The sequence below is a fragment of the Neobacillus sp. YX16 genome (genome assembly GCF_030123505.1).
In the GTDB taxonomy this organism is placed as follows: Bacteria; Bacillota; Bacilli; order Bacillales; family Cytobacillaceae; genus Neobacillus.
On sequence record NZ_CP126115.1, the window covers coordinates 4641102 to 4656965 of the forward strand.

Here is a 15864-nt window from a genome sequence, read left to right on the forward strand (position 1 = left end):
CTTCCGGCTTGTTGAAAAGGAGTGGTGGAGCAAAATGTTTTTATTAGACGTTTTTGATTCTACAATTAAGAAACTTAAGTCCCAAACTGCAAATGTTATTACCTTAACCAATTTATCTTTTGGTGGATTTGCCATTATTTTCGCCATGGAAGGAAATTTACGATTAAGCTTGTTATTAATTTTTATCGCCGCATTAGCCGATCGTTTTGATGGTATGGCTGCTAGAAAGTTTAATATTGAATCAGAGCTGGGCAAACAATTAGATTCCATGAGTGATATTATATCATTTGGAGTGGCGCCTGCACTATTACTATATCAAGGAATCTTAAATGAATTTGGGGGACCTGGATCCTTCTTCACTGTTTTCTATATCGGTTGTGGAGCCTTTAGATTGGCTCGGTTTAATATCACAGAAAGTAATGGCTATTTTACTGGTCTGCCGATTACAGCAGCAGGGTGCCTGGCAACATTGAGCTTTTTAGCCATCCCATACCTGCCCGCTCAGACTTTTTTATTCATCATCATCATTTTATCATTCCTAATGGTAAGCCCCTTTAAACTTAAAAAGATGTAACAAGGAAAAGCGGAAGCGCCTTGACAGGGAAAAATGCAGTTCAATTTTTCCTAGGGGCGACAGGCATAAGACGAGAGGCGAGAAGGTTGTTCTTTAACCTTCTTGACGGATTGACTTAGACCTGAGAGCCCATAGGCGCTAGAGCTAGACAAGTAAAGCCCAGCAGGTATCTGCTGGGCTTTACTTTTTATTTATTTTCAGTTAATTGAAGGAACTCCTCAATATCATCAATACAGATTTTTACTGCCTTTTCCCAGAAATCCTTTTGAACTAAATTCACTTGTAAATGTTTAGCTGCCAATTCCTCAACCGTCATGGAAGCAGTATCTCTTAATAAGGCAATATACTTTTCCTCATAGCCTTTACCTTCCTCAAGAGCCTGAGCATAAATGCCCAGTGAGAATAAATAACCAAAAGTATATGGGAAGTTATAAAATGGTACTCCAGTGATAAAGAAATGCAGCTTGGATGCCCAAAATAATGGATGATATTCGTCCAAAGCCTCACAATACGCTTCCTTCTGAGCTCCTTCCATCAGTTCATTTAAAGTTTCAACTGATACTGGACCGCGCTTTCTTTCCTCATAAAAACGAGTCTCAAATAAAAAGCGAGCGTGGATGTTCATTAACAGAGCAACCGTTCTTTGAATTTTATCATCTAGCAGGGCGAGCTTTTCCTCTTCATCCTTAGCATTTTTCACAGCTGCGTCAGCAACAATCATTTCTGCAAAGGTAGATGCAGTTTCTGCTACATTCATGGCATAACCGCGATTAAGATAATGTACTCCCCTCATTGCAAAGGAATGGAAGCCATGCCCTAATTCATGAGCAAGTGTGGAAACATTTGAAGGTGTACCTGAATAGGTCATGAAAATACGAGATTCTTCACTTTCAGGGAATCCAGTACAGAAACCGCCAGGTGCTTTTCCAGGACGGTCTTCGGCTTCAATCCATTGGTTCTCAAATGCCATTTTAGCAAAAGCGGACATTTTTTCACCGAAAAGAGCAAAGTTTTGCTCAATAAATTCAGCACCCTCCTGGTAAGAAACCTTTGACTCAGTTTTTCCATATGGAGCATCTAAATCAAACCAGCTTAATTTTTCAAGACCTAAGAGTTTCGCTTTACGATTCATATATTCAACAAGGGGCTGTTTATTATCAGAAATGACTGCCCACATGGTTTCTAATGTTTCTTTTTCCATTCGATTAATAGTTAATGGTTCTTTCAATACATCTTCCCAACCACGTTTTTTATAAACATTTAAACGGAATCCAGAGAGATGATTTAATGTTTTCGATAAGTAATCACTTTGTTCATTCCATGATTGTTCCCAGCTTTTAAATACAGCTTTACGTACTTCTCTGTCGGTGCTAGAAAATCTATTTGATGCCTGCCCAACAGAAAGCTGCCTTACCTCACCATTTTCCTCAACAGGAATCTTTATTTTACTAACAATAAGATCATACAATTGTCCCCAGCTATGGTAACCATCTACACCTAGTGAACTAATTAGGGCTTCTTCCTCAATCGAAAGCTTTTCTTTTGCTCGTACGCGGCGTTCAGTCAGTGAAAACGTCAATTCTTTTAGGAAATCATCTTCCAACACTAGTGTCCAAACATCATCATTGATGGATGATAATAAGTTGTCAAATGCACTAAGTGCAGATTGAAAAGTAGCACTAAGCCCTGTTACGGTTGATTCAAGTGTATAAGCCTTTTTATCTTCAGTATTTTGTGCTTGAAGGCATCCCACAAATGCAGCTGCCTGACGAAGCTTCTTACCAGCGCTTTCAAAGTCTGATAGTAACTCTTTTAAAAAAATCTTATCCTCAGCTGTATTGAAAGGGGACCAGTTTTTCACTTTGCTTTCAAATAGCTCAATTAATTCCTGTGTTACCTTTAAGTGGTCCGCTAGTTCAGCAGAATTGCTTCCGCCCTTAAAAAATACTTCAAGATTCCAAACATCTGAATATGTAGTTGCTGTCATCATGTTACCCCCTTATGTATGTACCCTTACATTATAAATTTATTTTTTGAAAAATTCTATTATGTGTGTTTATATAAAAAATTGCTTGCGCAACGAATGCACAAGCTTTTGAGGATTCAACAGCAAGTTGTATAATACCACCAGCCGCCAAAGATTAAGACTAGTATTAATAACACGATGAAGAGTGCGTACCATCCGCCTCCTCCAGTTGCATAAGGAACAGGATAAACTGGATAAGGGGCTGGGTAGCAGGGATTTGGATAACCATATGACATATAAATACCCCCTTTCCCTTTTAATACTAGGTTATGTGCCTGTATACTTTTATGTATAGGCACATGCCGTTTTAATTAAAAGGCCGTGTTAAATTAGGCTGTTGATTTGTGCTCCACTAAGGAAAGCTTCTTTGAATAATCACCGCAGTGACAGGCCGTCTCTGCCTGTCACGAGGCGCTTCGCTTTCCGCAGGCGGTTCGGGAAGCCTCCTCGGCGCTAAAGCACCTGCGGGGTCTCCCCTGTCCCGTCCTCCTGCAGGACATTGATTTACTTCCTCGAATCTGCCCACGCACGAAGAAAATGCGATAGCATTTTCGAGGAGTCTCGCGCCTTCCGCACAAATCAACAGGGTTCTAAAATCAATAGTTACCTTTAACACAGCCAATTAAAAAAAACAGAGGCGGATATGTTCCGGCTCTGTTGCTCAGTTCTTTTTCTTTCGTTCTTTTTCAGCACGATAAAATTCATGAAACATTTTCATTAGTGCGCGTTTTTCGATCCTTGAAACATAGCTTCTCGATATCCCCAATTCTTTCGCAATCTCTCGCTGGGTCTTTTCTTTTTGAAGGTCAAGGCCAAAACGGCCGACAATTACTTCTTTTTCTCTGTCGTCAAGGACATCGATATATTTCCGAATTTTTTCGAGTTCCATGTTCAACTGGATGGTATCAATAACGTCTTCTGATTCGGATTTGAGTACATCAATCAGTGAGATTTCATTACCTTCTTTATCCTGTCCAATTGGGTCATGCAAAGAGACATCTTTTTTCGTCTTCTTAAGTGCTCGAAGGTGCATGAGGATTTCGTTTTCAATACAACGTGCTGCATACGTGGCAAGCTTTGTTCCTTTCCCTTCGGAATAGCTCTCAATTGCTTTTATCAAACCAATCGTTCCTATTGAGATTAGATCCTCTGAATCCTCACCAGTATTTTCAAACTTTTTTACAATATGTGCTACAAGCCGTAAATTATGTTCAATTAACATATTACGAGCATGTGAGTCCCCTTCCGCCATCAACCGTAAATATTTCCTTTCATCTGCAGCAGATAGGGGCTGCGGAAAAGCATTGTTTTTAACATAAGAGACAAGAAATAAAAATTCCTTAATGAGATAACCAAGTGCTGTGAGAATCCCTGCCATGCACATCCACCCCCGTGCTTTTTTGGGCTTTGCCTATAACTAATTCCTATGTTATAAACAGGGTGATTGTGTCTGTCCAAAACATTTTATTTGAAAATAAAGGCTTTTATCACACTACAAAAAAAGCACTGACCTTTAAAAAGGTCAATGCTTCTTGTTATTCTACACTTAGCTCCGCTGTTATTACACAGCCAATTGCCGCAGTTATGACCAAAGCCATCACGATCATGAACATATTCTCCACCCCTTAAGATAGATCCTTTTATCTACTTCGAATTTATCACATTTTCACAGTATCTAACTTAAGGGGTTGTGAACATTTTGTTAACATACATTTATCGTTAATCATTTATTGTTATTTATGATTTCATTTTTTATTTTTCTTCTTTGCTTTCATGAAAAGAAACAATAAAAAGGTATGCACCGGCATTTTTCAACTACCTCCTTAATATCCTAACTAGGTGGTGTCTTTCATACTCCATAAGCTTGCACCGCGTTTTTGAATTAAATAAATCATTGTAAACCCACCTTTCTTTTTTTGTCATTTAAAGCCTTAATACATGCGATGAACGGATATCTGACGATCCTTCGTTGCTTCATATATTTTTTTAATTTGTTCTTGGTGTGCTGCTTCTTCGATACTCATCTCACGTTTATTGATGGTAATGGATAAGAATAAAATATTTAAGGTCATGACTTTCACCTCCCATTAAGGGTTTATTACATTAAATGATAAGCAGTAACTTGACGGTCTTTGTGCTGATCATATAACTTTTCAACCATTTCATTTCGCATTGCTTCTTGCAGACTTTCTTTACGTTTCTTAACTGTAATCGAAAAAAATAAAATATTAAGAGTCATTTAAATACACTTCCTTTTTTTAGGGTTAATTTATAGTAAATGATAAACCGACAATTGACGTTCCTTGTTTTGCTCAAAAAGTTTTTCTATCGTTTCATTCCGAGTTGCTTGTTGTAAACTTTCTTTGCGTTTTTTTAATGTAATCGAGATAAAAAATATATTTAGTGTCATAACTATCACCCCTTCCCTTTATAACCAAATTTGTTAATAATATCCATTAAACAGGCGCAAAAAGGCCGCAAGAAATTACTCCCTTGCGGCCTTAATTTTAGGCACAAAAATACCGCAGGGCAGCACTCTCCCTGCGGCATGGATATGTTAGGTAACTAAAAAATTAGTTAAGCAATCCATTCCTGTCGGTCGAATGCAAATTATTTACATATGCAGTTGTCATCCAAATAGTATTACCAGTGGCAGCAACCATTAATTTCATCATCATTTTCTTCGACCTCCTTCGGAATTTTTTACTAACTACGGTAATTATATCCAGCAACATAACCTTTGTAAACCACTTTTTTGAAATTTTTTTAAAAATAGTTAAATTGCCTGGTTTATTCCAAAAAAAATAAACGTCCCTGAGGAACGTTTACCTTTGCTTGCCATCTTCTATATCCATAAGTTTAAGCTGGCACTGTTTCGATTGAATAAAAAGTAAAATCGAAACCGCTAAAAAGGACATAGAGGAGATCATCATTATATTTATATCCATCTCACTCTTAGTATCTGATGGAATTATTACACCTAAAAAGAAAAATACACCGACAGCGAGTAATACGACAGCAAATTGTTTAAAATCAACCATTTTTTCATAAAGACTTTTTGTTTGTTTATCCACTGTTGGTCACCTGCTTTTCTTTAAATCTACTAAGCTACTTTAACATAAAAAACAGCATAAAAGAGTATGTAAATTTTAGAAAAACAAACAAAAATAAATCCGGCATATAAGCCGGACAAAGAATTTATTATTCTAAGGCCTGTTTTAAGTCGTCAATCAAATCTTCAACGTCTTCAAGACCTACTGAAATTCTGACTAGCCCATCGGAAATCCCTAACTCCGCACGCCGTTCTGCAGGAATGGAAGCATGAGTCATTCTGGCTGGGACAGAGATTAGACTTTCAACGGCACCCAGACTTTCAGCCAAAGTAAAATAATGAATTTTACTTAATAGTTTATCTGCATTTTCTGCACTTCCCACATCAAATGATACCATACCACCAAAACCTCTTACCTGTTTTTTAGCAATTGCATGATGTGGGTGTGTTTCCAATCCAGGATAAAATACTTTTTTTACTGCAGGGTGTTCATGTAAGAAGTGAACAATTGCAGCGGTATTTTTCTCCGTTTCCTCCATACGAATACCTAATGTCTTAATCCCTCGTATTAATAACCATGAGTCCTGTGGCCCTAATATGCCTCCAGTCGAGTTCTGGACAAAATGAAGGTCTTCAGCAAGCTTCTTGCTGTTAACTACAGCTAAGCCTGCTACGACATCACTATGACCTCCTAAATATTTTGTAGCACTATGAAGAACAATATCAGCACCAAGCTCAATAGGATTTTGCCAATAAGGTGTTGAGAACGTATTGTCAACAATTGTTAATAAACCATGTTCTTTCGCAAGATTTGCTACTGCTTCAATATCAGTAATCTTCAAAAGCGGGTTTGTGGGTGTTTCTAAATGAATTGCCCTAGTATTTGGTTTTATCGCACTGACAATCGTATTGAGATTACTGGTATCAACAAAAGTTGAATCAATACCTAAACGGTTTAATACTTTAGTCATGACACGAAAAGAGCCGCCATACACATCATCGGTTAAAATCACATGATCTCCACTGTTAAAAAGCATCATTACAGCAGTCATTGCAGCCATTCCGGAACCAAAGGCAAATCCTGCTTGACCACCCTCAAGATCCTTAATTAGCTCTTCAAGCGCAAATCGCGTTGGATTTCCTGTTCTTGAATATTCATAGCCTTTATGTCCGCCCACACCTTCTTGTTTATAGGTACTTACTTGATAAATGGGAAATGAAACTGCTCCTGTTGCCGGGTCGGTACTTATACCACCATGAATTAATTTTGTTTTTCTTTTCACCTAAATCCCCCCTTCAAAAATCTTCTTACTTAGATAGCGTTCACTTCCATCTGGGAATATAACGACAATATTCGCACCAACTTTGGCACTTTCTGCTTCCAACATGGCAGCCTTAAAGGCAGCACCGGATGAACTGCCAACCAATAATCCTTCTTTTGCTGCTAATTCCTTTACAAACCAAAATGCATCCTCGTCAGAAATTGTATGAATGACATCAAAATAGTCTGGGTCCATATAACCGGGAAGAAATTCCATACCAATTCCCTCAGTTTTATGGGGACCTGATTCACCACCATTTAAAATCGAGCCTTCTGGTTCGACAATAACAGTCTTTATGTCTATATTTTGGTCTTTTAAATAACGAGCTGTACCCATAAAGGTGCCGCCTGTACCTGCGCCTGCAACAAATGTATTTATTTTCCCATCCATTTGTTCCCATAGCTCAGGTCCCAATGTTTTATAATACGTTTCAGGATTTGCAGGATTTCCAAATTGCTGTGGACAATAAGATCCAGGAATTTCCTTTAGAAGAGCCTCTGCTTTCGCAATGGCTCCTTTCATTCCTTTTTCAGTAGGAGTATGAACAATTTTCGCTCCAAGAGCTTTCATTAATTCTTGTTTTTCTATACTAAATTTCTCAGGAACACATAAAATAACCTGTACCCCTTTGTTTAAAGCAGCAAGCGCTAATCCGATCCCTGTATTCCCGGCTGTCGGTTCAATAACCGTTCCTCCTTTTTGAAGCTTTCCACTCTCGAAAGCCTCCCGCAAAAGTTCTACACCGAGTCGATCCTTTACACTGCCGCCTGGATTCATGAATTCCAGCTTAGCAAAAATACGTACATCATTTGGGAGAGGAAACTGTGAAATTTCTACAATAGGTGTATGTCCTATTAATTCATGGACATTTTTAAATATTCTCATCATCCCACCAACCTTCTTGCTTACTACCCTAATGCTTCCACCATTTTCATAACTAGTGAAGCTGAGTGGGTTGCGGCCTGGTCAATAAATTGATCAAATGTTACTCCTGATTCTTTTCCTGCAATATCAGATAAGGAGCGAATAATCACAAAAGGCACCTCGAAACGATGTGCTACTTGCGCAATCGCAGCTGCTTCCATCTCAACCGCCTGTAATTTGTCAAACTTCGATCTTACAAACTTAACACGCTCTGGGTCTTCCATGAATGAATCACCTGTTACTATTAACCCTTTAACAACTTGGAATTTATCCAGTTCTTTAGCAGCATTCTCCGCAACTTCAACTAATTTTCCATCTGCTAAAAATGCTGCCGGAAGCTGTGGTACCTGCCCATATTCATAACCGAAGGCAGTTACATCCACATCATGATGGCGGACTTCTGTAGAAATGACGGCATCCCCTACATTTAACTCTGGGTTAAAACCTCCAGCTGATCCTGTATTGATAATGCAGTCTGGTTTATATTTTTCAAGTAAAATGGTTGTCGACATCGCCGCATTTACCTTTCCAATTCCTGAGCGAAGCAAAATCACTTCTGCTCCATTCATTTGTCCAAAGGTAAACTCACATCCGGCTACAGTTTCTTGTGTTTGCCCCTTAATATTGTCTCTTAGTAATTTTACTTCTTCTTCCATTGCTCCAATGATGGCAATTTTCATGTCTAAAACCTCTCTCTTATTGTTTTTCTGCTTCCATTAACCAGACAAAATTATTGCAGCGTTTAAACCTAACGATAAACCCACTATTTTCTAAAATAGTTCTTAAGTTAGGAATGGTTGTATAATATTCTGTTTCCAGATCTTTTGCAAGATTATGAAAGCCTTCTGCTTTTGCTTCTACGATTGCATTATTATAATCTTCTCCTGATTCAAACATCGTATCCGCAAACACTATTCTACCACCTTTCGAAAGCAGCTTTCCATATTTGGCAATTGCTTCATCTTTTTCCTCATCGGTGAGGTGATGGAATGCATATGTTGAGACAATAGTATCAATATTTATTATTTCAGGAAAATGAAGAAAGTCACCTTCAAGAATTTTCACATTTGTTCCAAGCTTTGCTTCTGCAATTCTCCTCATTGGAACAGACGGCTCAATTCCAGTTATATTCAATCCCTTTTCAAATAATTTTTTTGTCAGGTTACCGGTTCCAACACCAAACTCTACTACATGGCCCATTGAACGTTCTTTGACAGCTTCTAATATTTGCTCATATCCCGCAAAAACCTCTTTATATTCTCGATTATGTCCGCCAACACTATCATCATATGAATCAGCCCATTGTTCAAATATATCTAAAAATTCACGTCCCATACTGGAAACCTCCAGATCTCAAACATATAATTCCTATAAGCATACTATGAATTTATTTTAAAAATGTTATCGCATCTTCCATCTCTTATTGCTTTAAAAAAGAATAATTACTAAAATGTTCATAGGGGAAAGGGTGATAATGTTGAATTTTCAACTTGATTTTATTGAGGATAAAGTAGAATTCTTTGATGCAACAGATCTTAAAGTTTTGGAAAAGAAAATTGAAGTAAAAATTGAGGAAAATAAAGCAATTCTCTTAGGGGTACATTCAGTCTCTCATCAAATGTATGCAAATGACAAAGGTCAGACGTTTTATACTGCGGTCGTTCACTTTAAACGAAAAAAATAGGATGGACAGCCCATCCTATTTTTATTATTCAATGGCAGAAAGCTCTTCTACTTTAACTGGCTTCCAGCCTTCACCATCTACCCATTCAAGGTAGACATTGTATTTTTGTGTTTTATCCTTAGATGCAACGGTACTAAACGATCCAGTTCCAGATGCTTTATCCCGCCCTAACCAATATAAAGTCATATTACTTTCTTCCAACCCAGTTGCATAAGATATTGCCTTTCGCATTTCCTGCCAATCAACATGTGATTCATCATAAACCGGGGCATGTTCACCAGTTTGCACGGTACCTACAGGCTTCCAGGTAGGGTTCTCGATGGTTCTAACTACATTGGTAGTTCCATCTCCCTCGGTAATAACTGCCTGTGAGTCATCTTCCTGTTCAGGTGCTGAAGCTTCTTCACTCTCTTCATCAGCATTTTCCTCAGAATCTGTATCTCCCTCAGTTTCCCGGGCGGCGTCATTTTTTTCAGTATCTTTATCCTCTTTTTCTGAGGCTTGATTTTCTGTTGTTTTGGTTTCTTCCTTTTTGGGTGCTGCTTTATCGTCACCTGATAAGAAGATCGTATAGGCTACAAAGAAAATGAGTGCTAGCACAATGACAATCAGACTATTTAAGATAATGTTCGTTTTCTTCCTTTTAGCTCGATAACCAGAACGTGAACCAGATTGGAAATCGTTACTCATATTAAAATCCCTCCAAATAGAAAAGCGAAAGCGCCGCTAAACAATTATTATGGCTGTCAACATTCTAACATGAATCGAAAAGAACTTGAAGGATTTTCCCTTAAGTTAATACTTTTGTAATCCTTTGTCATATTCATATAACATTTTTACCATATCGGCAAATAATAAATTCACACCGCCTTCTGTATCCTGAACATCAAGATTAACGGCGACAAGCGCGTATTTAGGATTTTGATAGGGAAAATAGCCCGCAAACCACTTATTATGCAATTGTTTATCATTCTCGTATTTCCCTGTCTCCGCGGTTCCTGATTTCCCTGCAACCTCATAAGGTAGGTCTTGAAACCATTTTCCAGTTCCATTCGGATTTACAACAACCTCTCTTAATAATTTCTGAAGCTTCATTGCACTGTAAGGTGAAATGGTATCGCCAGATAATGCTTTATTATCGAAGGTAACCATCGTTGTACCATTTTTATACTCAATTTTCGAAGCAGTACGTACCATTTCTTTTTTACCGCCTCTTGCGATTGTGGCCATCATATTGGCTACAGCCAGCGGCGTTGCCCGAACCTCATGCTGACCAATCCCTGACATTGCTGCATAGTTTTGGTCCTTCTTAGCCTCTTCTGTTAAAAACACCCTGCCTTTATCTTCATCGACAAGCTGTTTAAAATTATCAGTATGATAAACTTCACCCTGCCAGCCGACCTTACCTGTTAACGACAATTTCTCAGCATAATCCTCCAACATATTTTTATCTATTTTTTGCAGTTCCTTTGCCAGTTCTCCAAAGGTCCGATTACAGCTTCTCGCAAAGCTATCCGTAAAAGAGAGCATTCCATAATTATATTTGAGTTCAGGATCACCATTAATTTTCTTGCTGCAATCAAATAACCTTGTTGGGTCATCCAGATTATTATCAATGGCAGCTGCTGCTACCACGGTTTTAAAGATGGAACCCATTATTTCTTGCTTTAGCATTCGATTCGTAATTCCAGAGCCGCTATAAGGATCACTTTGATTGATAGCTGGGCGTGAAACGGATGCTAGGACACTATTGCTTTGGATATCAAGGAGCACTAACCCGCCCTTATTTATTGCATGCTGGTCCACTAATTCCTCCGATTTCTGCTGTAAACTTTTATCAATCGTTGTTCTTACGTTTACTGGGTAAAAAGGGTTAGCAGGATCTACATACTTTACATTAATTCCGAACAACGGTGCCCCGTCACCATCAACGTGATAGACAAGTTTGGACTTTCCTTCTGGAAGTAAAAATTCATCAAAACTTTCTTCTAGACCTGAAACACCAATAAGTGTCTTCTCAGAGAGATCCTTATTTGAATAACGTTTTTTTAATTCTTCAGCGTTTTCTCCCGTTAACCCAATTAATTGCTCTGCGAGTATTTCGGTGCGTTCAAATTTCTTTTCAATGGCAAATACACCGGGTATTTCAAGCTTATTAATTTTTTCCATTTGTGAAGGTGTTAATTCCATTGGCTGTGGTTCTCCATATGCAAAAGGTTTATTTGCATCCTCTAAGGCGTTTTTTAAACTATTTTCTGAAATACCAGAAATAGTTGATACTGCTTCCATATCCCAATCCATATTTTTCAAAAAAGGGAAGAGGACAAGAACAGATACTTTCTTATGGGTAAGCAAATCTCCATTCCGGTCAAGAAAATTACCGCGCCCGTTATCGATGACTAATTCCTGTGTTCTTTGTTTCACACTTTCTTCCAATAGATTTACATTGTGCTTCGAAAAAGTCTCCGTTTGAACCAACTGAATCTGAATTAATCGCCCAGTGAGAATCAATAACCCAGCTACACAAAGGACGAGTAATCCTTTCATTCGTCTACGTATCATAAAAAACACCTCGTCAAAAGTTTTGACGAGGTGCTACTATTTCAAACATAAAGTTAAAAAAATCAATTACTTAATAGAGACGATACGGACGCTCATTTCACCGCCTGGTGTTTGAACGGATACTTGATCGCCTACTTTTTTGCCGATTAGACTTCTAGCTATTGGAGAATCGTTTGAAATTTTTCCTTCAAACGGATCTGCCTCTGCACTTCCAACGATGGTATAAGTTTCTTCATCACCATCAGGAAGTTCCATAAATGTAACTGACCTTCCTAAAGTAACTGAGTCAGTAACTGTGTCGCCTTCCACAATTATCTTTGCATTGCGAATCATATTTTCTAAAGTTGTTATACGACCTTCAACAAATGCTTGTTCTTCCTTCGCAGAATCGTATTCAGAGTTTTCAGATAAATCTCCGAAACTTCTTGCAATTTTAATTCTTTCTACAACTTCTTTTCGCTTTACCGATTTTAAATGTTCAAGCTCCTGGACTAGTTTGTCTTTACCCGCCTGTGTCATTGGAAATACTTTTTCGATCGCCAAAACTTCTCACTCCTTCTAGTCTTCACAATCCCCCATAGATTGTGTTTGATAATGTTATGTAGGTATCACATAAATACATAGGAGCGCGTCCTCTAAAAAGGGCGCGCAGCTTGTATTCATCCAATATGGATTCATTTCAACCTAATCTTTAGGCTATTGTTTCATAAAATTGACTTTTGTTCAAGAATTGTTTGAATTTTTGTGACCATTAAATCAATCGCCACATGATTTTGACCGCCTTCAGGGATAATGACATCCGCATATCTCTTAGTCGGTTCAATAAATTGATTGTGCATCGGACGAACCACATTCGTATATTGCTCAATAACTGAGTCCAATGTCCGCCCACGCTCTTTAATGTCACGTGACATCCTTCTGATAATTCGAATATCTGCATCTGTATCAACAAACAGCTTAATATCCATCAAATTACGTAACCGCTCATCTTCAAGAACAAGTATTCCTTCTAGTATAATAACATCTTTTGGTTCAACTTCAATGATTTCTTTCGAACGGGTATGAAGCGAATAATCATAAACTGGCTTGTCAATAGGCTCATAACGTAACAGCTTTTCAATATGTTCGATAAGCAAATCATTATCAAAAGCCAGTGGATGGTCATAATTCGTCTTTAAGCGTTCTTCAAAGGGTAAATCACTTTGGTCTTTATAATAATAATCCTGTTGAAGCATGGTTATGGAATGACCTTTAAAGCTTTCATAGATTGCCTTTGTTACACTTGTTTTCCCTGAGCCGGAACCTCCGGCAACACCAATAACAACCGGTTTGCGCATCAACCTAGTTCTCCTTTCGCATCATGTTGTTAGGGTAAACCGGTTTGTCCAATTTAAATTGTACAATTTGAAGCGGATGTCTTGCTGCATCCAGTTCATTACCTTTTTCATCCCAAATTTTATCAATCACATGTGTAAAGTTTTGAATTTCCGGACCGAAGAATTCAACTTCCTGACCCGGTTTAAAGTGGTTTCGTTGTTGAAGTGTAACCATTTGCGTTTCTTCGTTGTAATCCAACACAAGACCGACAAATTCAAACTTTGTCTTGTTGCTATGATTACCAAACATTTGCTCTTTATACCCCGGAACACCTTCAAAAAACGCCGGTGCTGTTTCACGATTCGCACATTTGTCCAGCTCTTCTATCCACTCACGCTTAATGACGAAGTTGTCAGGGTCTGCACAATAGGCGTCAATTACTTTTCGATATACACTTACCACCGTTGCAATATAGTGAATCGACTTCATTCGGCCTTCAATTTTCAAGCTGTCAATTCCAAGCTCAATCATTTGAGGAATCGCTTGAATCAGATTAAGGTCCTTTGGACTCATAGCAAATGGTGCATCATTCTCACCATAAAGAGGAACTTCAGTGCTGCTGCCTTCTAGTTGATATAAATCATAATCCCAACGGCAAGACTGACAGCAGCCGCCTCGGTTTGAATCCCTCGCGGTCATGTGATTACTTAATGTACAACGTCCAGAATAAGCAATACACATTGCTCCATGAATAAAGATTTCAATCTCAACATCGACTTTTTCTTTCATTTCTCTTATTTCTTCTGCACTCGTTTCACGTGCTAAAACGACGCGCTCTGCACCGCTTTCTTTCCAGAACTGAGCTGTCTTCCAGTTTGAAATGGATTGCTGCGTGCTGATGTGAATTTCAATTTCTGGTGCCAGTCTGCGGCAAGTTTCAATAATCAATGGGTCAGCAACAATTATCCCAGATATTCCGGTTTCCTTTAACCCAAGGATATAGTCTTCTAACCCAGCAATATTCTCGTTGTGAGCAAAAATATTGGTTGTTACGTATATTTTTGCTCCGAATTTTTTGGCGAATTCTACGCCGTCTTTCATTTCTTCAAATGTAAAGTTATCAGCGTTTGAACGTAAACCATATTCCTGACCGCCAATAAATACAGCATCAGCCCCATATTGAACAGCAATTTTTAATTTTTCAAGATTTCCTGCCGGCGCAAGGAGTTCCGGTTTTTTCACAATCACACGTTTTCCATCAATGATTTCAGAAACATTATCCTTAACTGTATTCATGAATGAACCCCTCCTAATTTTTGTCTAGCTGCAGCGCCTAGGGGCTCGGGGTGATAAGCCAATCCGTCAGAAAGGTTAAAGAACAACCATCCCGCCGACTCGTCTAATGCCTTTGCCCCTAGGAAAAATTGAATTGCATTTTTCCCTGTGCAAGGCGCTTCCGCTTTTCTTTTTAATAAACTGTTTCTTTGAAAAAGAATCCTGTATCCAGTTTGCGATTTTCTGGCTGCACAGCCTCAATAGCTTCTAAAAGCTCGTCTTTTTTATCGTCGTATTGATCTGAGTCTTCAAAAAATAAGTCAATCGCTTCACGATATGCCTTTGTTACTGCAATAAGATAGTCAGAAGACTTTAAAATTCCATCAATTTTAAAGGAATCTACACCGGCTTCAAGCAATTCCTGCAGCTCGTCAATGATACAAATATCATTAGGACTCATAATGTGAGTGCCATTCTCATCTTCAAAGATTGGATATTTATTTTCTCTTTCTTTATCATGTATGAACATGTTTTTTTCCATTTTACGGTTTTCGATTTCCATTACTTTTCCTTGGTACTCATAATAGTTTCCAAGAAGTGAACGTTTCGATTGGAACATGCAGCTCATGCCATGGACCTGTACTTCTACTTCAACCTCAGCGTTTTCTTTGATTTCTACAATTGAGTCCATATTAATTTCACGCGCTAGGACTGCTCTTTTTGCACCCTTTTTCCCCCAATAGTTACATGAAAACCAATTTGTCCCAAGAGTTTCCGTACTCCAATGAAGCTTCATATTAGGGGCTGCCTCACGTGCGGTCATCAAGACAGCAGGATCACCAAAAATAATTGCATCTGCATTTGCTTCTGCTGCAAATTTAATATAATCACTTAATTCATTCATTTTTTCATTATGAAAAATAGCATTCATGGCAACATAGACTTTTTTATCTTTTGAATGTGCTAATTCTATTGCCTGCTTTACCTGTTCTCGGTTAAATTCACCCGCCAAGCGTAGTCCATATCTTTGTTCACCCACAACAAACGCATCGGCACCTGCTTCTGCTAGTGGCAATATATCGTTAACTGACAGTGGAGTAACTAATAACTCCGTTCTTTTCATTTTAG

At 38.3% G+C, this 15864-nt stretch carries 19 protein-coding genes; 2 read left to right on the top strand and 17 right to left on the bottom strand.

Going from position 1 to position 15864, the window contains the following annotated elements; genetic code table 11:
* The first annotated feature begins 34 nt into the window (after positions 1 to 34).
* On the top strand, positions 35 to 574 hold the full coding sequence (gene pssA, locus QNH48_RS22950; RefSeq protein WP_095250100.1) for a CDP-diacylglycerol--serine O-phosphatidyltransferase: 540 nt from the start codon (positions 35 to 37) through the stop codon (positions 572 to 574).
* 187 nt (positions 575 to 761) lie between these two features.
* Here the strand turns inward: pssA and QNH48_RS22955 are convergent, their stop codons facing one another.
* From QNH48_RS22955 to QNH48_RS23000, 11 genes are all read right to left on the bottom strand, one after another.
* Complete coding sequence (locus tag QNH48_RS22955) at positions 762 to 2561, bottom strand: M3 family oligoendopeptidase (RefSeq protein WP_283955862.1); 1800 nt, start codon at positions 2559 to 2561, stop codon at positions 762 to 764.
* Positions 2562 to 2677: 116 nt separating this feature from the next.
* Complete coding sequence (locus QNH48_RS22960; RefSeq protein WP_283952141.1) at positions 2678 to 2836, bottom strand: hypothetical protein; 159 nt, start codon at positions 2834 to 2836, stop codon at positions 2678 to 2680.
* Positions 2837 to 3261: 425 nt separating this feature from the next.
* A complete protein-coding gene (gene sigK, locus QNH48_RS22965) occupies positions 3262 to 3978 on the bottom strand; it encodes an RNA polymerase sporulation sigma factor SigK (protein ID WP_095250093.1) in 717 nt (238 codons plus the stop codon).
* 553 nt (positions 3979 to 4531) lie between these two features.
* Positions 4532 to 4672, bottom strand: coding sequence for a YrzI family small protein (locus QNH48_RS22970; protein ID WP_283952142.1), 141 nt, complete (start codon positions 4670 to 4672; stop codon positions 4532 to 4534).
* A 26-nt stretch (positions 4673 to 4698) separates the two neighbouring features.
* Positions 4699 to 4839 (bottom strand): YrzI family small protein, encoded by a 141-nt coding sequence (locus QNH48_RS22975; protein ID WP_095250091.1) that lies wholly within the window; start codon positions 4837 to 4839, stop codon positions 4699 to 4701.
* A 30-nt stretch (positions 4840 to 4869) separates the two neighbouring features.
* Entirely contained in the window at positions 4870 to 5010 is a 141-nt protein-coding gene (locus QNH48_RS30600; protein WP_095250090.1) for a YrzI family small protein, read from the bottom strand.
* 415 nt (positions 5011 to 5425) lie between these two features.
* Positions 5426 to 5674: a YrhC family protein gene (locus QNH48_RS22980; protein ID WP_095250089.1), complete on the bottom strand. Its 249-nt coding sequence runs from the start codon at positions 5672 to 5674 to the stop codon at positions 5426 to 5428.
* Positions 5675 to 5801: 127 nt separating this feature from the next.
* Positions 5802 to 6935, bottom strand: coding sequence for a bifunctional cystathionine gamma-lyase/homocysteine desulfhydrase (locus QNH48_RS22985; RefSeq protein ID WP_283952143.1), 1134 nt, complete (start codon positions 6933 to 6935; stop codon positions 5802 to 5804).
* On the bottom strand, positions 6936 to 7859 hold the full coding sequence (locus tag QNH48_RS22990) for a PLP-dependent cysteine synthase family protein (protein WP_283955863.1): 924 nt from the start codon (positions 7857 to 7859) through the stop codon (positions 6936 to 6938).
* 23 nt (positions 7860 to 7882) lie between these two features.
* Positions 7883 to 8578 carry a 5'-methylthioadenosine/S-adenosylhomocysteine nucleosidase gene (gene mtnN, locus QNH48_RS22995; RefSeq protein ID WP_283952144.1) on the bottom strand — a complete coding sequence of 232 codons (696 nt, stop codon included), beginning with the start codon at positions 8576 to 8578 and terminating at the stop codon, positions 7883 to 7885.
* Positions 8579 to 8594: 16 nt separating this feature from the next.
* A complete protein-coding gene (locus QNH48_RS23000; RefSeq protein ID WP_283952145.1) occupies positions 8595 to 9233 on the bottom strand; it encodes a class I SAM-dependent methyltransferase in 639 nt (212 codons plus the stop codon).
* A gap of 142 nt (positions 9234 to 9375) precedes the next feature.
* Between QNH48_RS23000 and QNH48_RS23005 the strand changes: the two genes are divergently transcribed.
* A complete protein-coding gene (locus tag QNH48_RS23005; protein WP_283955864.1) occupies positions 9376 to 9582 on the top strand; it encodes a DUF2536 family protein in 207 nt (68 codons plus the stop codon).
* A gap of 24 nt (positions 9583 to 9606) precedes the next feature.
* Here the strand turns inward: QNH48_RS23005 and QNH48_RS23010 are convergent, their stop codons facing one another.
* The 6 genes from QNH48_RS23010 to QNH48_RS23035 form a co-directional block, all read right to left on the bottom strand.
* Positions 9607 to 10272: a YrrS family protein gene (locus QNH48_RS23010; RefSeq protein WP_283952146.1), complete on the bottom strand. Its 666-nt coding sequence runs from the start codon at positions 10270 to 10272 to the stop codon at positions 9607 to 9609.
* A 105-nt stretch (positions 10273 to 10377) separates the two neighbouring features.
* Complete coding sequence (locus QNH48_RS23015) at positions 10378 to 12144, bottom strand: peptidoglycan D,D-transpeptidase FtsI family protein (protein ID WP_283952147.1); 1767 nt, start codon at positions 12142 to 12144, stop codon at positions 10378 to 10380.
* Between the two features lie 66 nt (positions 12145 to 12210).
* Positions 12211 to 12687, bottom strand: coding sequence for a transcription elongation factor GreA (gene greA, locus QNH48_RS23020; RefSeq protein WP_283952148.1), 477 nt, complete (start codon positions 12685 to 12687; stop codon positions 12211 to 12213).
* Between the two features lie 161 nt (positions 12688 to 12848).
* Positions 12849 to 13484, bottom strand: a complete 636-nt coding sequence (udk, locus tag QNH48_RS23025; RefSeq protein ID WP_095250082.1) for a uridine kinase — start codon at positions 13482 to 13484, stop codon at positions 12849 to 12851.
* A 1-nt stretch (position 13485) separates the two neighbouring features.
* On the bottom strand, positions 13486 to 14757 hold the full coding sequence (locus tag QNH48_RS23030; RefSeq protein ID WP_283952149.1) for a peptidase U32 family protein: 1272 nt from the start codon (positions 14755 to 14757) through the stop codon (positions 13486 to 13488).
* Positions 14758 to 14929: 172 nt separating this feature from the next.
* Positions 14930 to 15859 carry a peptidase U32 family protein gene (locus QNH48_RS23035; RefSeq protein ID WP_283952150.1) on the bottom strand — a complete coding sequence of 310 codons (930 nt, stop codon included), beginning with the start codon at positions 15857 to 15859 and terminating at the stop codon, positions 14930 to 14932.
* Positions 15860 to 15864 lie beyond the last annotated feature (5 nt).